The sequence below is a fragment of the Streptosporangium sp. NPDC002607 genome (genome assembly GCF_053592655.1).
This window is the reverse complement of the sequence record NZ_JBSFWD010000043.1, coordinates 65,564-85,673: the sequence shown is the minus strand read 5'-3', so window position 1 is coordinate 85,673 and position 20,110 is coordinate 65,564. Positions and strand designations below refer to the sequence as shown.

General features: G+C 72.5%; 6 protein-coding genes. 1 reads left to right on the top strand and 5 read right to left on the bottom strand.

Going from position 1 to position 20,110, the window contains the following annotated elements; genetic code table 11:
* The 3 genes from ACWD3H_RS35820 to ACWD3H_RS35810 all read right to left on the bottom strand — a co-directional run.
* Positions 1-2,037: type I polyketide synthase (locus ACWD3H_RS35820; protein WP_451958162.1), on the bottom strand; the 2,037-nt coding region annotated here is incomplete at its 3' end.
* 14 nt (positions 2,038-2,051) lie between these two features.
* Positions 2,052-11,429, bottom strand: coding sequence for an SDR family NAD(P)-dependent oxidoreductase (locus ACWD3H_RS35815; RefSeq protein WP_451958161.1), 9,378 nt, complete (start codon positions 11,427-11,429; stop codon positions 2,052-2,054).
* Between the two features lie 97 nt (positions 11,430-11,526).
* Entirely contained in the window at positions 11,527-12,897 is a 1,371-nt protein-coding gene (locus ACWD3H_RS35810) for a helix-turn-helix transcriptional regulator (RefSeq protein WP_451958160.1), read from the bottom strand.
* A gap of 877 nt (positions 12,898-13,774) precedes the next feature.
* On the opposite strand from ACWD3H_RS35810, the gene ACWD3H_RS35805 reads away from it, so the two are divergent.
* The gene (locus ACWD3H_RS35805) at positions 13,775-16,117 is read left to right on the top strand and encodes a DUF4132 domain-containing protein (protein ID WP_451958159.1); all 2,343 of its coding nucleotides are present in this window, start codon (positions 13,775-13,777) and stop codon (positions 16,115-16,117) included.
* 231 nt (positions 16,118-16,348) lie between these two features.
* Here ACWD3H_RS35805 and ACWD3H_RS35800 read toward each other — a convergent pair whose 3' ends face one another.
* Together ACWD3H_RS35800 and ACWD3H_RS35795 are read right to left on the bottom strand one after the other, a co-directional pair.
* Complete coding sequence (locus ACWD3H_RS35800) at positions 16,349-16,921, bottom strand: hypothetical protein (RefSeq protein WP_451958158.1); 573 nt, start codon at positions 16,919-16,921, stop codon at positions 16,349-16,351.
* A 325-nt stretch (positions 16,922-17,246) separates the two neighbouring features.
* Positions 17,247-20,033: a DUF5682 family protein gene (locus ACWD3H_RS35795; RefSeq protein ID WP_451958157.1), complete on the bottom strand. Its 2,787-nt coding sequence runs from the start codon at positions 20,031-20,033 to the stop codon at positions 17,247-17,249.
* Positions 20,034-20,110 lie beyond the last annotated feature (77 nt).

Here is a 20,110-nt window from a genome sequence, read left to right as displayed (position 1 = left end):
AAACAACGCCACCTGCAACGCGAACAGACCCGACTGAGCAAACACCGTCCGATCCAGCACCCCCGCCGCACCGAACACCGCCTCCCGCACCGACACCCCGCCCAGATGACGATCCAACTCGGCGACCACCTCATCAAAAGCCGCCGCGAACACCGGGAACCGCCCATACAACTCCCGGCCCATCCCCTCACGCTGACTGCCCTGACCCGTGAACAGATACGCCAGCCCACCCCCCGCCCGACCCCGAACCACCCCCGCCGACGACTCACCCGCCACCAACGACCCCAACCCCGAAAGCAACTCCTCCTGCCCAGCGGCCACCACCACCGCCCGCTCCTCCAACACCGCCCGACCACGAGCAAGCGAATAGCCCACATCCCCGGCACTCAGCCGAGCATCGGCCCGGACGAACCCGGCCAACCGCGCGGCCTGCCCCCGCAACCCGGCCACCGACCGCCCCGACACCACCCACGGCACCACCCGCCCAGCCACGACCCCCGCTCCAGCAACCGAACCGTCCAACACGGACACGAACTCCCGAGAACCGGCCGGAACCACTCCCCCGCTCGACCCGACAACGGTCACACCAGTCGTGGCCACCTCGACTCCCGATGAGCCAACCGGGACAGAACCAGCCACGACAGGATCATCCGGAGCCTGCTCAATGATCACGTGAGCATTGGTGCCACTCACCCCGAACGCCGACACCCCCGCCCGACGCGGCCCACCCGTCTCCGGCCAGGCCCGCGCCTCACTCAGCAACTCGACCGCCCCAGCCGACCAGTCCACATGCGGCGACGGCTCATCCACATGCAACGTCTTCGGCAACACCCCATGCCGAATCGCCTGAACCACCTTGATGACCCCGGCCACCCCCGCCGCCGCCTGCGAATGCCCGATATTCGACTTCACCGACCCCAACCACAACGGCCGACCCGCAGACCGCCCCTGCCCATACGTCGCCAGCAACGCATGCGCCTCGATCGGATCACCCAGCCTGGTCCCCGTCCCATGCGCCTCCACCACATCCACCTCAGAGACCGACAACCCCGCACCCGCCAACGCCTGCCGAATCACCCGCTGCTGCGACGGACCATTCGGCGCGGTGAGCTGGCTGCTGCGACCGTCCTGGTTCACCGCGCTGCCACGTAACACGGCCAGGATCCGGTGGCCGTTGCGACGGGCGTCCGAGAGGCGTTCGAGTGCCAGCAGCCCGACGCCTTCGGCCCAGGCGGTGCCGTCCGCCGCCCGGGCGAACGCCTTGATCCTGGCGTCGGGTGACAGCCCGCGCTGGCGGGAGAACTCGATGAACATCCCGGGCGCGGCGAGGACCGTGGCACCTCCGGCGAGCGCGAAGGAGCACTCGCCGAGCCGGAGCGCCTGAGCGGCGAGATGCAGGGCGACGAGTGAGGACGAGCACGCCGTGTCGACCGTGACCGCGGGCCCCTCGAACCCGAACGTGTAGGCGATCCGGCCCGACGCCACGCTGGTGGTGTTACCGGTGAGGACGTAGCCGTCGGTGTTGTACGCCGGCCGATGGTGAAGGCTGGGGCCGTACTCCTGGGCGATGGCGCCGACGAACACGCCGGTGTCGCTGCCACGCAGGGCGAGTGGGTCGACGGCGACGTCCTCCAGCACCTCCCAGGCGGTCTCCAGGAGCAGCCGCTGCTGCGGATCGGTCGCCAGCGCCTCACGCGGCGAGATCCCGAAGAACTCCGCGTCGAACTCGGCGGCGTCGTACAGGAATCCGCCCTCGCGTACGTAGGACGTGCCGCTGCGGTCCGGGTCGGGGTGGTAGAGGCCGCCGAGATCCCAGCCGCGGTCGGTGGGGAAGGGCCCGATCACGTCCTGCTCCGCGGTGACCAGCCGCCACAGGTCCTCCGGCGAGGTGACCCCGCCGGGGAAGCGGCAGGCCATTCCCACGATCGCGACCGGCTCCCTGCCGGCGGACTCGACCTCGTGCAGGCGCCGCCGGGTCTGCTGGAGCTGCAGGGTCACCCGGTTGAGATAGGTACGGAGCTTCTCTTCATCAGCCATGGGAGGGGTGCCCTTCACGAGAGGCGAAGTTCGTTGTCGATGAGCTCGAAGATCTCGTCGTTCGTGGCCGCGTCGATGCGCCCGAGATCGTCTTCCGGAGCGGGTCTCGGCCCGCCCCACCTGGTCAGCAGGTCGTTCAGCCGGACCAGGACCCGCTCTCGCGTGCCGGAGTCGATGGCCCCGCCGGCGAGGGCCGCCTCGATTCGGTCCAGCTCGGACTCCGGGCCGGGCGTCTCGGGCGTCTCGGCCGGGACAAGCCGGGTCCGCAGGTAGGCGGCGAGCGCGACCGGCGTGGGATGATCGAAGACGAGGGTGGTGGGCAGTCGCAGCCCGGTGACCTTGTCGAGCTGGTTGCGGAGCTCGATGCTGCTGAGCGAGTCGAACTCGGCGTCGAGGAACCCCCGGTCGGGGGCGATGGCCTCGGGGTCCGGGTGGCCGAGCACGGCGGCCGCGGTGGACCGTACGAGTGCCAGGAGCCTGCGCAGTCGGTCGGTCTCCGGCCGGCCGGCCAGTTCCTCGGCGAGGGAGGCCGTCCCCGCCGCCGGTACGGCGATCCGCCGGGGCCGTTTCCGGGCCAGTCCGCGCAGCAGCGGGGAACCGGTCGCCTCGGGGGCCAGCCTGGCCGTCACCACGACCGGGTCCGGCATGGCCAGCGCGGCGTCGAGCAGGGCGAGCGCGTACCCGGTCGGCATGGCGGGCAGGCCCGCGCGGGCCAGCCGGGCCAGGTCCGCCCGGCTGAGGTCGCGGGTCATGCCGCTGCTCTCCGCCCAGTGCCCCCAGGCGAGTGACGTGGCCGGCAGGCCGTGCGCGCGGCGGTGGTGGGCGAGGGCGTCGAGGAAGGCGCTCGCGGCGGCGTAGCCGGCCTGGCCCGCGTTGCCCAGGATGCCCGCCGCGGAGGAGAACAACACGAAGGCGGACAGGTCGAGATCGCGGGTCAGCTCGTGCAGGTACCAGGCGGCGTCGGCCTTGGGCCGGAGCACTCCGCCTACCTGGTCGGCGGTGAGCGAGCCGAGGACCCCGTCGTCGAGCGTGCCGGCGGCGTGCACGACGGCTGTCAGCGGGTGCCCCGCCGGTACGGAGGCGATCAGCGCGGCCAGGCCGGTGCGATCGGCGACGTCGACCGCGGCGATCCGCACCTCGGCGCCCAGCGCGGTGAGTTCCGCGTGCAGTCGCGCGGCGCCCGGCGCGTCCGGGCCGCCGCGTCCGGCGAGCAGCAGGTGGCGGACCCCGTGCCTGGTGACCAGATGGCGCGCGGTGCGGGCGCCCAGCGTTCCGGTGCCGCCGGTGACGAGGACGGTTCCCGCCGGGTCGAGGCGAGCGGGCAGGGTCACGACCAGCTTGCCGGTGTGCCGTGCCTGGCTGAGATGGCGCAGGGCGTGGTGGGCGTGCCGGGCGTCCCAGGCGGTGACCGGCAGGGGCGAGATGGCGCCGCTGTCGAACAGGTCGGCGAGCACGTCGAGGATCTCGGCGATCCGGCCGGGGTCCACCTCGAACAGGTCGAACGCCTCGTAGGTGACGCCCGGGTGGGCCGCCGCGACCTGGACGGGGTCGCGCTGGTCGGTCTTGCCCAGCTCGACGAACCGGCCGCCGTCCGCCAGCAGTCGCAGGGACGCGTCGGTGAACTCGTGGGCGAGGGAGTTGAGAACGACGTCGACGGCGGGAAACGCGGTCTCGAAGTCGAGGGTGCGGGTGGAGGCGATGTGGCCGTCGTCAAGTCCCTGTTCGCGCAGGGTGTCCCACTTGGCAGGCGCGGCGGTGCCGTACACGTCGACCTCCCAGTGCCGGGCGAGCTGGACGGCGGCCATGCCGACGCCGCCGGTGGCCGCGTGGACGAGCAGCCGCTCGCCGGGGCGGACGCCCGCCAGGTCGGCGAGGCCGTGGTAGGCGGTGAGGAAGGCCACCGGCACGGTGGCGGCCTGCGCGAACGACCATCCGGCGGGGATCCGCGTCAGGTAGCGCCGGTCGGTGACCGCGAGGGGGCCGACGGTACCCTGGACCAGGCCCATGACGCGGTCGCCGGGCAGCAGACCGGTCACACCGGGCCCGGTCTCCACGACGACGCCCGCGCCCTCGGCGCCGATCCTGGCGTCGCCGGGATACATGCCGAGAGCGATGAGCACGTCGCGGAAGTTGAGCCCGGCAGCCCTGAGCGCGACCCTGACCTCTCCCGCTGCCAGCGGGCGCTCCGCCTCGGGAGCGGGCAGCGGCGCGAGGTCGGCCAGCGTGCCCGAGCCGGTGGCGTCCAGCCGCCAGGCCTCGTCGGGAGGGTCGAGGGCGTCGTCCGCCGCCGGCCGGGCGAGCCGGGGGACGAGGATCTCGCCGCGGCGCACCGCGAGCTGGCTCTCACCCGTGGCCAGTGCCGCCGCGATGGCCGCTCGTGACCCGGGGTGCGAGTCGAGGTCGAGCAGGACGACGCGGCCGGGGAACTCGGTCTGTGCCGTGCGGACCAGTCCCCAGAGCCCGGCGTGCGCGAGATCCTCGACGTCCTCCCCCGGATGGACGGCGACGGCGCGCCGGGTGACGACGGCCACCCGGGTGGCCGCGAACCGCTCGTCCAGCAGCGTCTCGCGCAGCAGGTCCAGCGTGGTGACCGTGCCGGCGTGCAGCGCCTGCGGCAGCACCGGGTCCGGCGCCGCGCCGCCGCCGGTCGCGGAGATGAGCAGGAGATCAGGAACGGCCGCCCTTGGCGCCTCCAGGTCGGCGACCATCGGCACGTCGGGTATGTCGAGGCCGGCTCCGACCACCGTCCAGCGGGCCGGCATCGGCGTCCGGGCGGCGGGTGCGGGCACCCAGTCCAGCCGGTAGGGCATCGCGTGGCTCGACGTACGGGGGGCGCCGAGCCCCCCGGGGGCGACGGGCCGGAACGTGAGGGACTCGACGGAGACGACGGGCGCGCCGGTGGCGTCGGTGGCGGTGATCCCGACCGTGTCGGGGCCGGTCGGTGTGATCCGCACGCGCAGCACGGTCGCGCCCGACGCCTCCAGCGACACCCCGTTCCACGAGAACGGCAGGCGGATGCCCCGCTCGTCGGCTACGAGGGCGATCCCGACGACCGCGTGCAGGGCGGCGTCGAGCAGGGCCGGGTGCATGCCGTACCCGGCGGCCTCGGCGAGGTGCTCGTCCGGCAGCCGCACCTCTGCCAGGATGTCGTCGCCCAGCCGCCACGCTCCCACCAGCCCGCGGAAGGCGGGGCCGTACTCGTATCCCTGGTCGGCGAGCCGCTCGTACAGGCCCTCCAGATCGACGGGGACCGCTTCCCGCGGCGGCCAGGCGCCGGCCTCCTCCTGCCTGGGCGCGGGGGTGGCGGCGGTCAGGGCACCGGTGGCGTGGCGGGTCCAGCTCTCCGACGGGCCGGTCCTGGAGTGGACGGCGAGCGGGCGGCGGCCGGAACCGTCGTCGGCGCCGGTGAACAGCTGCACCCAGACCTCGCCGCGCTCCGGGATCACCAGGGGTGCCTGCAGCGCCAGCTCGTCGAGGCGCAGCCCCCCGTACCGGTCCGCGGCGTGCAGGGCCAGCTCGACGAACGCCGTGCCGGGGAGCAGCATGCCGCCGGAGACCACGTGGTCGGCCAGCCAGGGCTGGGTGCGTGGCGAGAGGCGTCCGGTCAGCAGCGAGCCCTCGCCGCCCGCCAGGTCGGCCACCGCGTCCAGCAGCGGGTGCCCGGCCGTCTCCAGCCCCGCGGCGGCCGTGCTGGAGACGGCCGGGGAGGTGTCCAGCCAGAACCGGCGGCGCTGGAAGGCGTAGGTGGGCAGGTCGACCAGTTTCGCGTCGCGGCCGTTCAGGGCCGCCCGCCAGTCGACGTTCACGCCGTGGACGTGCAGTTGGGCCAGGGCCGTACCGAACGTCTGGGCTTGCGGGCGGTCGGGGCGGGACGCGGCGGCCAGGGTGCGTGGCGGAGTTCCCGCGAGGCAGTCGTGGGCCAGGGCGGTCAGGACCGCATCGGGACCGAGTTCGAGGTAGTCGCTCACGCCGAGGTCGCGCAGGGTCGCGACGCCGTCGCGGAACCGGACGGCATGCCGGATGTGCCGGACCCAGTAGCCGGGGTCGCGTAGCTCGTCGGCCGCGGCCAGGCGGCCGGTGAGGTTGGAGATCACCGGAATGCGCGGCGAGGCGAGGTCCAGACTCGCCGCGATGCGCCGGAAGTCGTCGAGCACCGCGTCCATGTGCGGCGAGTGGAAGGCATGGCTGACCTGGAGCCGCCTGGCCCTGCGGCCCTCCCCGCGCCGGCGCGACACGATCTCCCCCACCACGGCCTCGTCTCCGGAGACGACCACGGAGTCGGGACCGTTGACCGCCGCGATGTCCACCTCGCCGCGGTGGTCCGCCAGGAGCGCCCGGATCTCCTGCTCCGTTCCCTGCAGTGCCGCCATCGCGCCGGTGGCCTCGACCGCCTGCATGAGCCTGCCCCTGCCGGCGACGAGGGTCGCGGCGTCGGACAGTGACAGGACACCCGCGACGTGGGCGGCGGCGAGCTCGCCGACGGAGTGGCCGATGAGGTAGTCGGGGCGCAGACCGAAGGACTCGGCCAGCCGGTAGAGCGCGACCTCGAAGGCGAAGAGCGCGGGCTGGGTGTACGCGGTCGTGTCCAGCAGCGCGGCGCCGGCGCTGTCCGGTTCGGCGAACATGACGTCGAGGATCGGGCGGTCGAGGTGGCCGTCCAGGTGCGCGGCGGCGGCGCCGAGGGCGTCGGCGAACACCGGGAAGGCCGCGGCGAGTTCTCGTCCCATGCCGGGACGTTGGCTGCCCTGGCCGGTGAACATGAAGGCGAGCCCGCCCGGTCTGGCGGCGGTGCCGCGCACGACGGCCGGGGTGACTCCACCGGCGGCGAGGGAGTCCAGCGCCTCCAGGAACTCCTCTCGGCCGGTGGCGAGCACGACGGCGCGGTGATCCAGGGCGGCGCGGGCCACCGACAGGGTGAACCCGACATCGGATACGCCGAGTGCGGGATCGGCCGCCACTCGCGCCCGCAACCGTGCGGCCTGCTCGCGCAGCGCGTCCTCGGACTTCGCCGAGAGGATCCACGGGGTGAGGCCGGGCTCGTCGGTACGCTCGGACGTCCCGGTCTCCTCTGGCGCCTGTTCCAGCACGAGGTGGGCGTTGGTGCCGCTGATACCGAAGGAGGAGACGGCGGCCCGGCGGGGGCGACCGGTCCGTGGCCACGCGGTGGCCTCGGTCAGCAGTGAGACGGCGCCCACCGTCCAGTCGACGTGCGGGGACGGCCGGTCGATGTGCAGGGTCGGCGGCAGGGTCGCGTGCTGGAGGGCCTGGACCATCGCGATGACGCCGGTGACGCCCGCGGCTGCCTGGGTGTGGCCGATGTGCGACTTCGACGAGCCGAGCAGCAGCGGGCTGCCCTCGCGGTCGCGTCCGTAGGTCGCCAGCAGTGCCCGTGCCTCGATCGGATCACCCAGCGTGGTCCCCGTCCCGTGCGCCTCGACGGCGTCGACGTCGGCGGGCGACAGTCCCGCGCCGGCGAGGGCCTCGCGGATGACCCGCTCCTGCGAGGGGCCGTTGGGAGCGGTGAGCCCGTTGCTGGCGCCGTCCTGGTTGACCGCGCTGCCACGGACGACGGCGAGCACCCGGTGCCCACGGCGCCGGGCGGCCGACAACGGTTCCAGCAGGACGAGTCCGGTCGCCTCCGACCACGCGGTGCCGTCCGCCGCGGCCGCGAACGGCTTGCACCTGCCGTCGGGCGCGAGCCCGCCCTGGCGGCTGAACTCGGTGAACATTCCCGGCGTGGACATCACCGTGACCCCACCGGCGACGGCCAGCTCGCACTCGCCGGCGCGGAGCGCCTGGATCGCCAGGTGCATGGCCACCAGGGAGGACGAGCAGGCGGTGTCGACGGTGATCGCCGGGCCTTCCAGCCCCAGTGTGTAGGCGAGCCTGCCGGAGGCGACACTGCTCAGGGTGCCGGTGAGGGCATGCCCCTCGTAGCCCTGCGACGTCTCGTGCAGGCGCGGGCCGTATTCCTGCGGGATCACGCCGACGAACACTCCGGTACGGCTGCCGCCCTGACTGGAGGGGTCGATCCCGGCCCGCTCGTAGAGCTCCCATGACGTTTCGAGCAGCAGTCGCTGCTGGGGGTCCATCGCCGCGGCCTCGCGCGGGCTCAGTCCGAAGAAGGCGGCGTCGAACCGGTCGGCGTCGTGCAGGAAGCCGCCTTCCCGGGTGACGGAGGTGCCCGGCCCGTCCGCGGCCAGGAGCCGCTCCACGTCCCAGCCCCGGTTGTCGGGAAAACCGCCGATCGCGTCCCTGCCGGACAGCAGCAGCCGCCACAGCTCCTCGGGCGTCCCGGCTCCGCCGGGCCAGCGGCCGCTCATCGCCACGATCGCGATCGGCTCGCCTTCCACCGGCCTCGCCGACGCGGGGGCTTCCCGGCCCGGGACGGCATCGGCGACCTCGTCGCGCAGATAGGCGGCGACGGCCTGCGGCGTCGGGCGGTCGTAGACGAGTGTGGCGGGCAGGCGCAGCCCGGTCGCCGCGGCCAGCCGGTCACGGAACTCGACCCCCGCCGCCGAGTCGAAGCCGAGGTCACTGAACGTGAGATCCTCGCCGACCGCGTCCCCCGCCGGGTGGCCGAGCACGATCGCCGCGCTTGTCCGGACCAGGTCCAGGACCGCGCGGTCCCGCTCCTGATCACCGAGCCCCTCGATCCGTGCGGCAAGTGCCGAGGCCGGAACGTCCCCTGCCGCCGGGGCCTCCTCGGCGTCCTTGAGGATCTCAGGGCGCGTGGCGGGCGCGGACGAGGTGTCGATCCACAGACGCCGGCGCTGGAAGGCGTAGGTGGGCAGGTCGACCGGCACCGCCCCGGCGCCGATGACATCCGGCCAGCGTACGGTTCCGCCGTCCACGTGGAGCTGGGCGAGAGCGGTGAGGAACTGCCGCAGGCCGCCCTGGCCGCGCCGGAGCGTACCGATCGCCAGGACGTCGTCGGCACTCGCCCGGACGCCCTCGGTGAGGATCGGGTGCGGGCTGCTCTCCACGAACGCGCGGTGCCCGTCGGCGACGGCGGCCTTGACCGCCTGTTCCAGCTCCACGCTCTGGCGCAGGTTGCGGTACCAGTAGTCGGCGCTGAGAGCGGCGCTGTCGAGCCGGCCACCGGTGACGGTGGAGTAGAAGGCGACGGCCGAGCTCTGGGGCCGGATCCCGGCCAGCGCGTCGAGGAGGCGCCCGCGCACCGGCTCGACCTGGGGCGAGTGGGAGGCGTAGTCGACGGGGATCTCACGGACCCGGACGCCCTCGTCGCGGTATCCGGCGAGGAGTTCGGCGAGCGCCTCGGCGTCACCGGAGACCACGGTGGAGGCGGGACCGTTGACCGCCGCGACGCCGAGCCGGTCGCTCCAGCGAGCCAGCCGTTCGCGTACCTCGCCCGCACCGAGCGCGACGGAGGCCATCGCACCGGTGCCCGCGATGGTGGCGATGGCCTGGCTTCGCAGGGCGACGATCGCGGCGGCGTCGTCGAGCGAGAGGGCACCGGCGAGGTGAGCGGCGGCGATCTCCCCCTGGGAGTGGCCGATGACGGCGTCGGGGCGGACGCCGGCCGACTCCCACAGCCGCGCGAGCGAGACCATGACCGCGAAAAGAGCGGGCTGTACGACGTCCACCCGCTCCGGCGGGGGCGCGCCGGGGCGGCCGGTGAGCAGATCGGTCAGCGACCAGTCGAGGTGCGGTGCGAGCGCGTCCGCGCACGCCCGAAGGTGCCGGGCGAACACCGGCGAGGTGCGCGACAGGTCCGCGGCCATGCCCTCCCACTGGGATCCCTGCCCGGGGAAGACGAACACCGTGCCGCCGGCCGTCCGGCTCACGCCCCGTACGAGGCAGGCCGCCTGGTCTCCCCCGGCGAGTGCCCGCAGGCCGTCGAGGGCCTCGGCGCGCTCTCCGACGAGCACCGCCTGGTGCTTGAACACCGTCCGGGTCGTGGCGAGTGACAGCGCGACGCCGGCCGGATCGAAGGAGTCACGTGCGGTGAGGGAGGCGTGCAGCCGGGCCGCCTGACCGCGCAGCGCCGCCTCGCTCGCCCCCGACAGCGTCCACGCGATCACCTCGGCCTCGGGAGCCGGATCGACACCTGCCTGGGCGGGCGGTGGTTCGGCGAGCACGATGTGGCAGTTGGTGCCGCCCATGCCGAACGAGCTGACCCCGGCGACGAGCGGCCGCTCCTGCCGTGGCCAGGGGCCGGTGCCCGACTGCACGCGCAGGTTGAGCCGGTCGAAGGGGATGTCGGGGTTCGGCGTCTCGAAGTTGAGACTGGCCGGGATCCGCCGGTGCCCGATGCTCAGCGCCACCTTCAGCAGGCCGACGATTCCCGACGCGCCCTCCAGATGCCCGACGTTCGTCTTGGCCGATCCGACCACGAGCGCGTCCTGGGAAGCACGTCCCGCACCCAGCGCGGCGCCGAGCGCCGCGGCCTCGATCGGGTCTCCGACCCTGGTCCCGGTGCCGTGGAGTTCGACGTACTGGACCGCATCGGGTGCCACTCCGGCGCGCTCGGTGGCCAGCCGGATCACCTCGGCCTGCGCGTCCGGGTTCGGCACGGTGAGGCCACCGGTGGGGTCGGTGGCGTGGCCGTCGTTGTTGACGGCGCTGCCGCGGATCACACAGTGGATCCGGTCTCCGTCGGCGACAGCCCGGGCCAGCGGCTTGAGGACGACGACGCCTCCTCCCTCGCCGCGCACGTAGCCGTTCGCACGGGCGTCGAAGGTGAAGCAGCGCCCGTCGGGTGACAGGCCGCCGAACTTCTCGGCGGCGATGGTGGCGTCCACGACGATGTTCAGGTTCACACCCGCCGCGATCGCGAGGGTGGACTCACCCGCGCGCAGGCTCGTCACGGCGAGGTGGACCGCGACCAGGGACGACGACTGCGCGGAGTCGACGGTCAGGCTGGGGCCGCGGAGCCCCAGCGCGTAGGAGACCCGGTTGGCGATGAGGCCGCGGTTGAGGCCGGTCATCGTGTGGCGGGTGATGGCGTCCGTCCCCTGCCGGTGCTGCAGGGCGGCGTAGTCGGAGGCGATGGCGCCGACGAAGACGCCGGTGGAGGTGGTCGCGAGGTCGGCGGGCAGGATCCGGGCGTCCTCGAGTGCCTCCCAGGCCAGCTCCAGGACGAGGCGCTGCTGCGGATCCATCGCGGCCGCCTCACGTGGGGAGATCGCGAAGAACTCGGGGTCGAACCGGTCGACCTCGTCGAGGAACCCGCCGAAGCGGGGAATCGGGCCGGCCTCACCCCAGCGGCCGGCGGGCGCCTCCGTGATCGCGGAGCGTCCCTGGAGCAGCAGGTCCCAGAACGCGCCGGGATCGGGCGCGTGCGGCAGCCGGCACGCCATTCCGACGATGGCGATCGCGTCGGTCGGCTCGATTCCCCATTCGTTTGACGTCGAATGGCCGAGACTCATCTTCGCTCCATATCGTGAACCGGCAAGAAAGGCTGTTCCAAGCCTCGCTATTCGGCCGACAATGGAGTACCCCTAGCGACCCCTAAAACAGGGGCTGCTAATCGAGAAGAGCCGGGAGATCAACCCTGCGGGAAACACCGAGTTTACGATAGATATGGGTCAGATGCTGCTCGACCGTGCTGACCGTGACGTAGAGCTTCCCGGAGATCTGCCGGTTGGTGTATCCCTGGGACGCCAGGGTGGCGACCCTGCGCTCGGCGTCGCTCAGTCCCACGTCACCGGGGTCCGCGGGGACGGCACCGTCCGGCGCGTTCGGAGTGCCCGGTGTGCCAGGTCGCGGCGGGCTCTGCGAGAGCGCGTCGATCAGCGGCTCCGCACCGCAGGACCTCGCGATGTGGCGGGCCCTGCGCTCGACGGTCCTGGCCCGGTGGGACCGCCCGAGACGGGAGTGGGCGCGGCCGAGCTCCGCGAGCGCCAGGGCCAGCTCGAGCTGGTCGTGGGAGATCTGCAGGATCTCCACCGCCTCCTCCAGGACGGCCGGGCGCGCCTCGGGGGCGACCGTCGCCGCCCGCAGGCGTGTCGCGATGCCCTTGGTACGGGTCGGGGCGGGCCCCAGCAGGGCGAGCTGGTCGTCGATGAGCGTCCTGGCCTCGCCGGTCCGGCCCAGCTCCAGGTGCGCCCGGGCGGCGCCGAGCCGCCAGGCGACGATCCCCGGCAGGTCGCGCCCCCACTGCCGCATGAGGTCTCCGCAGGTCAGAAAGTCGGTGAGGGCGGCCTGTGCGGCGCCGGTCGCCAGGTGACAACCGCCCCGGGCGGACAGGTAGTGCAGCCCGGCCGGAGTCTGGAACATGGCTTCGGGGACCGGGACCGCCAGGTAGCGTGCGGCGTCCTCGTACTTGCCCATCCCGACCTTGGCGGCCACCATGCTGGCCAGCGGGAGGCCGAGCCCCACCCCCCACGCGGCCATCGGCATGTGGGTGAGCGCCGCGTGGGCGCACCGCTCCGCTTCCAGGAGCCGGCCCTGGCGGATCGCGGTCTCGGCCCGGACCGCTGCGAACATCCCCTGCCAGGTCGGGGCGCAGTGGGTCGTGGTCTGTTCGAGCAGCGGCTCACACCACCGGCCGGCCAGGTCCGCCCGGTCGGCGTAGACCAGGGTGGCGAGCGCGGCGGTGAGCGGCTCCAGCGCCGCGTCTCCCATCGGGCACAGCCGCAGGACCTGCTCGGCACGGGTGACGGCCTGCTGGTCGGCGTGTCCGTCCAGGAAGGCCGACAGCACCCGCATGCCCTCCAGCCCGGTGGTCACCTCGATCTCGCCGCGAGGCGCGCGGACCTGAAGGCCCGGATACCAGCAGAAGACCCAGTCGCTCAGCTCACGGAACGGTCCAAGCGCCGGTGAGTCAGGACCCTTCGGCTTCCGCAGCGCCAGGAGCGCCTCGTCCACCTGCCCCTGCCACAGCAGTCGTCTCACCGACCGCGGGGCCGTCGCCTTTCCCGCGGACCACTGGTCGAGAAGGTCCGCGACCCGTGCCGACGTCTTCTCGTCGAAACACGCGTCATCGAAGAGTTTCCGGAGAAATTCCAGTGAGAAGTCCGGCGACATGGAGCGCGGATGCGACGGTTCACGGACCGCCGAGCTCCACACGTCTTTTCGAAGGGGCACCCTTTCCGGCTGATCGACTTCAGTCGGATATTCCATTAATTCCACGCGACACTCCGCCGGGAGAAAAAGCAGTGGTCATCGATGCGCTTTCCGTATCCCGCACCGGCCGCAAGAAATCGACGCCCTTCCTTCGGCCCTGCCGTCGCCGTCGTCCGCGAGCCGAGATCCGTGACCGCGCCGTCACAGAGCGGCTTCCGCATCACACATTTCCTATATTTCCTACTAAATAACCATACAATTGCCCTAAGCAGAGCGTCAAGCCAGCCCGAAGCCGCCGGGAGCGCGGCCGAAACGGACCTGGAAACCGCACTTGACCTGAGATTTCCGCCTGGTGGGACGGATGCTCGACTGCTCATCGGTCCGGTCACCGTCCTGGACTTCGACCACCGCTACGTCCTACCCGTGGTCCCGGTCGCCTGCCTTGCCGCCGCGCTCGCCCTGCACGCGTTTCCGCGGCCCGGCCTGCCAAGCGCTCTCCGACCGTTCGGCGGATGCGACGTGAAAAGGTTCGGGGCCAATACCTCACCCGCATCAGTGAGCGGCCACGACGTCCCCGGTCTGAATCGGATGAGGAGGCAGAAGCGGCTTTCGTGGAGACATGTCCGAATCACGGCAGGGGGAATCTGTCGGTTCCGGCTGATATCCATGATCACCCAGCGTTTCCGATCATCAGTGGAGCCGTGTCATGACGTCAGCGGGCAAATGGGACCACATGGACCCGGCCACGAGGGCCGCCTACCAGCGGTTCGACGAGCTCACCGAGCAGGGACTCGACCCCGCCCCCGGCGTCGACTGGCGGGTCTACGGCACCTACGCGCAGATGAAGCTCTGGCTGGGGCCGGAAGGCGGCCACGACTACGACGAGCGGGTGCTGCGCGTGGTCCGGTCGGTGGCCGAGCGCGACATCGACTTCACCTACCGGGAAGCGCACCACCTCATGGGCCGGGCGGAGTACTGGGTGCGGCAGGGGCACACCCGCTACGAGGAGCTGTTCCGGATCCCGCTCGCGGCGGCCCGCCGGTTCGACTACCAGCTGCGCCGGGACCTGCTGCGCTGGCTGACGTCGGGGCCGTGGCTGAAGGACGCGCGGGCGCTCCTGGCCGAGCAGGTGACCGAGTTGCTCACCGAACCCGCCGAGCACGGCCCGGCCGGGGTGGTCCGGACCGAGATCGGGGACACCGACCACTTCGCCCGCATGCTGGCCGAGGAGTACGGCCCGCGCCTGGTCGAGGTGCTGCCGCTGTTCCGCCACTGGAACACCGCCCGCTCGACCAAACCCAGCGCCCGGTGGCTCAGGAACGCCGCGCGGATGCTCACCCCCGGCGCGGTCGCCCTGGTCCGTGAGCTGCTCACGCGGCTGGTGGCCTACCGGGGCGGAGACTGGGTCGTCCGCTATGACGACGAGGAGTGGTGGGACAAGGTCTTCCTCAAGGAGCACACCATCGTCGTGGTGCGCGGCATCCTGTGGACCTGCCAGGTCATCGACGAGCGCTGGGTGACCTCGCTCGTCACCGACGTCGCGATGACCTGCGGCACCGGCAGCAACGGGATGGGCTCCACGTGCCGCTGCGAACCCGTCACCAACGCCGCCGTCGGCGTCCTGGCCCGCAGGGGCGGCCTCGACGTGATCGTCCCGCTGTCCAGAATCCAGGCGAAGGTGCGCGCGAGGTCCGTACAGAGGAATCTGAGCCTCGCCCTCGACGCGGTGGCCGGCGAGAACGGGCTGACCCGCGAGCAGCTGCTCGACCGGACGGTCCCCACCTTCGGCCTGGACACCGGCGGCGTCCGCGAGGAGAAGATCGGCGACTACCGGGTCAGGCTGTGCGCCGACGTGCCCGCCCTGCGCTACGTGAACGCCGCCGGCAAGACCGTCAAGTCGCTGCCGAAGGATCTGCGCGCGGAGCTGTCCGATCTGCGGGCCATCCTGAAGGAGCTCAAGCTGGCGCAGGCAGCCGAGCGGTCCCGCTTGGAACAGGCGATCGTCCATGAACGGACGTGGCACTGGCGCGAGGTGACCGAGTACTTCCTCGACCATCCCGTCACCGGCCCCTACGCCCGCACCCTGGTCTGGCAGATCGCCGGCGGCCCGGCGGCCCTGCCGGTCAAGACCGCCGACGGCTGGGAACTGGCCGGCCACCGCCCCGCCCCCGACACCGTGGCAGGCCTGTGGCACCCGATCCACGCGACCGCCGACGAGGTGGCGGCGTGGCGCGACCATCTTCTCGAGGGTGGTGTACGCCAGCCGTTCAAGCAGGTCTTCCGCGAGCTCTACCTGCTGACCCCCGCCGAGGAGCGGACCGGCACCTTCTCCAACCGTTTCGCCGGCCATATTCTGCGCTACGGCCAGGCCCGGACCCTACTGGGCCAGCGCGGCTGGACCGGCCGGTCGATCGGCAACTGGGACTACCAGAACGGCGGCGACCAGGGCGAGGTGGTGCGCGACCTGGCGGGCTGGCAGGCCCGCTGGGCCATGCACATCGTCTCCGCCCCCGGGGCCGAGACCACCATGCTGTGCGCCACCGAGGGCATCACCTTCCACCGCGACGGGCAACCGGCGTCGATGGCCGATCTGCCGCCGCTGGTGCTGTCGGAGATCCTCCGCGAGGCCGACCTCGCCGTGGGCGTGGCCTCGGTCGCCCGCGACGACCAGGCGCTGATCGGCCACGAACGCTATTGGCGCTCCCACGGCTTCGGCGAGCTGACGGAGACGGCCAAGACCCGGCGCGAGGTGCTGGCGCGACTGCTGCCGAAACTGAAGATCGCCTCCCGGGTGGAGCTGACCGACAGATTCCTTCTTGTACGGGGTGATCTGAAGACGTACAAGATCCATCTGGGGTCGACGAACATCCTGATGGAGCCCAACGACGCGTACCTGTGCATCGTCCCGACGAGCGGGCGCGCGGCCGGATCGGTGTTCCTGCCGTTCGAGGACGACGGGGGGACGCTGTCGGTGATCCTTTCGAAGGCGTTCCTCCTGGCCAACGACACGGCGATCACCGACCCGACGATCACCCGGCAGCTCGGCTGAACGACCGCTCAGACACCGTCGTATCAGATTCCCGGGAGTTATCAACTGCCTGGGCAAACCGGGCATCCTCCCCCGGCGCCGAGTCCGGGGTCGAGGAACGCGGGGACAGCGCAGGTGGTAGCGGCCAGGAATCCTGATCTGGCCAAGGCCACTCGGTGGGGATGTCGGTCGGCGTCAAACCAGGAAGACCCGCCCCCGTGCCGGGAGCGGGTCTTTCACCGAGGTGGCCGGTCAGCGCAGGACGGGGTGCTCCCGCACCAGCGGGGTGGCGCCCCACCACCTGCCGAGACCGAGGGTGTCACCGGCCTGAGCCATCGCCAGGCCGGCCAGCACGACGGCGTAGACGAGGTGCTCGTCCATGAAGGGGTTGGTGGTCAGCGGCAGTTCGGCCGCCCACATCAGGACCATCAGCAGCCCGCCGGTGGCGGCCGCGATCCGCAGACCCGCCCCCACGATGAGGGCCGCGCCGATGCCGAGCAGGCCGAGCATGAACAGCCAGTCCACCCAGCCCTGCCCGGCCAGGCCGGCGAACAGGCCGCCGAGCGCGTTCTCCCCGGTGCCCTTGAGGAACCCGGTGGTGGGGCTGCCCCCGGCGATCCACGCCCGCTCGGCGGGGGTGGCGAACCCCCAGCCGAAGGTCTTGTCCAGGAACGCCCACAGGAACACCCAGCCCAGGGCGATGCGGGCGATCGCCCACACGTAGTCGACCGGGCGCCTCGCGGCGGCGGGGGTGACGGGGGTGGGGGTGACGGGGGCGGCGTTCATGACCGGCCCGGTGTGAACTCGTCCGCGAGTGGTGGCCATGACGGCTCCCCTTCTCTGTGGTGTCTCCCGGTTTCTGTCGCACCCTCATCACATCGTTTTCCAGAGCCCGGAGGCAGTGCCGTACGACTCGCGCCGAGGTCCCGGAGGTCCCGTTCCCATGGGACTTTCGACCCTCCGGACCCCGGAGGCGCCAGACGGGGAAGGACTGCGTCGAGGCCACACGCCTGACCACACCGCGCCCTGGCAGCCGTCATCGCCGCCGCAGGTGAGGCGAGCGCCCTCCCTCCGGGGAGTGAAACCACCACCTCCCCCGGCGGGGACACACCCGCCCTCGCGGCACGCTGACGAGCGGCTTCGCCCGTCATCAGCCGGTGAGCAGCACCGCGATCGCGCCGGTCGTCGCCGGATGCCGGGTGAGCAGCTCACCCGCTGCCGCGCCCACTGTGCCCTCCGTGCCCGCGATGCCCTCGGTGGTCGTCGGCCACTCCCCCACGCAGCCGAGCAGTGCCGCCACGGCGTCGCACGCCTGCGGGTGCCCGGCCAGCAGGCCGGCCACCGGCCCGCTCGGCGCGGACGCCGGCCGGGCCGGTGCCACGGGCCGGGCCGGCCTCTCCCATGGCGCGACCCACTCGTCGAGCTCGGCCAGGGAGGCGGGGAAGGTCCTGCCCGCCTCGCGCACGAGCACCGGGACCAACTCCAGCGCGTGCCGGCGCAGCGTCGTGATCAGCGTCGGCAGCCACGGCAGCAGGACCTCGTCGGGCAGTCGGGCGAAGGCCTTGGACAGCACCTCGACCACGAACGGCGCGAGGGCGGGAACGGGTTCGAGCGCCTGGACGAACCCGCTCAGATAGAGCGGGAAGGAGGGAATGACGAGCGGGTTGGCCAGCAGCTCGTCACACCGGGCGCGCAGCTGGGCCTGCGAAAGCAGGCCCAGCTGAGTCTGGGCCGCCCACAGCAGCGCCACCTTGGCCGGCTCCTGCGGATGCGCCTGCCGCACCGCCAGCTCCAGCTGGGCCCGGTCACAGCCCAGCGACAGCGCGAGCCCCTCCATGGAGAACAGGAAACCGAGCATGGCACCGACCTGGCGGACTCCGGTGTCCTCGTCCACGAAGGCGGTCGGCAGCAGCGTGCAGTAGTGCGCGTAGCCGGCCGTGACGAACGCCTCGCACCAGGCAGGCAGGTCCGGCTGGGTGGCCCGATAGTGCGCCAGCAGCCGGCGGATCCGGCGCAGCACCTCGGGGGCATCGTCCACGGTGCGCTCGGCCGCCAGCAGTTCCACCGCGCGGCTGCCGAGCTCGTCGGCGAAGCGGCGGCCGCCCAGGTAGAGGATGGCGTCCTCCACCGCCGCCAGAGCGACCCCCGCGCCGGCCTGGGGCTCCCACACCTTGCGGCGCAGGCGCTGTTCCAGCACCTGCTCGACGGTGACGCCCTCGTAGCCCAGTTCGATGATCGACCGCTGGTGGCGGCCGATCGCCAGGTCCCAGCTCTCCTGGATCGGCCGCTCTCCCAGGCGGCGCGCCCCCATGATGGGCCGGACCGCGCCCTCGGGCAGCAGCTGGCGCAGTATCCACAGCAGGTCCGAGCACGGCACCAGTTCGGGATCGGCCCGCAGGTCCAGCAGCGCCCGCTGCTGGGTGCGCCTGCCCGGGTCCAGCCCGAGCGGTTCCAGCCGGTCGTACACGTCGCGCGCCAGCGGCGGGAGCGCGTCGTAGCCGACCTCGCCGATCCGGTCGCCTCCCAGGAGGATCTCGCACAGGCGGCGGATGTCGCGACGGCCCGGCACCACGTCCTTCTCGATGCACGTGACAGCCGCGTCCTGGAAGTCGTACGGCGTCGGCCTGGCCCGGTTGCGCAGCCCCGCGAGCAGGATCGAGGTCTCGAACACCGCGATGGCGTCGGCGGTGCTGGCCAGGTAGCCGTTACGGCGGGCCAGCCGCACGATGTCGACGCACCAGCCGCGCAGCTCGGCCTCGTCCAGGCCGTCCAGCACGGGCGGCGTGGCCAGGAACCCCGACAACCGGTCGGTGACCTGCCCTGCGGGGGCCGGCACCGCGGCCCGTGCGGGGGGCACGGTCCGCGAGCGGGTGCCCCGCTGCCCCCGCAGCCGGTACGGTGTGAGGCCGCCGCGCGTCGCCGCCTTGGCCCAGGTCGCCGCGGCGATCGACACCGACCCCTGGGCCAGGCCGAACTGGGCCTCGATCGCCGAGTGGCTGGAGGGGATCAACCCGTACAGCCAGCGCGTGGCCGTAGGAGGGGTGATGGTGTACGCCGGCGCGTCGGCCGCCAGGCCGAACTCGGGCACCGTGCTGACGGCGTGGAAGGCACCGCACACGTACAGACAGGTCGCCGGGTCGGCGCCGGAGACGGCCAGGTGCTCGCGGATCCGGGTCCACATGTGGCGCTCGCGTTCCTCGTCACCGGCCAGCCGCTCGCCACCGGGCCCCAGCCGCCGGAACAGGCTGCCGATCAGCGCCATGGCCTGCCGGTAGGTGTCGTAGTCCGCACCGGCCAGCGGCTGCTCGACGTACTGGTCCCACCACTCCGACCAGTGGCGGACCTTGCCGTGGCGCAGCAGGTGCTCCTCCAGCTCGGCGAAACGCGGCCTCAGGTCGCCCACCTCGACACCCACGGCGTCGCCGTGCAGGTCGCCGTCGCGCTCGGCGGTGACCGGCCCGGCCTCCTCCTGGGGCAGCCACTGGAAGACGTGGTCGGCCGAGCGGTCGACCAGCACCAGCTCGACACCCGGGGTGTCCAGCGCATAGGCGATGGCCTGGTACTCCGCCGAGGCCTCGGTCAGCGGCGCCACAACGCTCAGCGGGCCGGAGCCGGGCGGAAAGCCCTCCAGCTCGGTGGCGAACGCCTGCAGCGCCACCGGCAGCCGGCAGTTGCGCAGCTCCTCCAGCAGCGGCCGCAGGTCCTCACACAACTCCAGGTAGATGACCTTGGGCTGCCTGTCGCGCAGCCGCCGCGTCATGGCCAGCGCGGAGGCCGGTGAGTGGTGACACACCGGGAATATCTCCAGCTCCTCGCGCAGCGCCCGGTCGACGTCGTCGACCAGGCCCGCCAGGATCTCAGGCAGCGCGTCCGGGCCGCCGGCAAAGGCGGTGGCGGCATCCAGAAGCTGCTCGCGCAGGGCGGCGAAGGTGCTCATCACATCTCCTCGGGCGTGGAGACCCCGAGCTCTGGCTCTGGGCGGGAAACTCGGCGTGATGCCACGGGTCGTGGGGA

What these genes read in the sequence shown, in the direction of transcription:
- ACWD3H_RS35815 (WP_451958161.1), bottom strand. Translation starts at nt 11,429, where the DNA reads ATGAGTCTCGGCCATTCGACGTCAAACGAATGGGGAATCGAGCCGACC.
- ACWD3H_RS35800 (WP_451958158.1), bottom strand. Translation starts at nt 16,921, where the DNA reads ATGGCCACCACTCGCGGACGAGTTCACACCGGGCCGGTCATGAACGCC.
- ACWD3H_RS35795 (WP_451958157.1), bottom strand. Translation starts at nt 20,033, where the DNA reads ATGAGCACCTTCGCCGCCCTGCGCGAGCAGCTTCTGGATGCCGCCACC.
- ACWD3H_RS35805 (WP_451958159.1), top strand. Translation starts at nt 13,775, where the DNA reads ATGACGTCAGCGGGCAAATGGGACCACATGGACCCGGCCACGAGGGCC.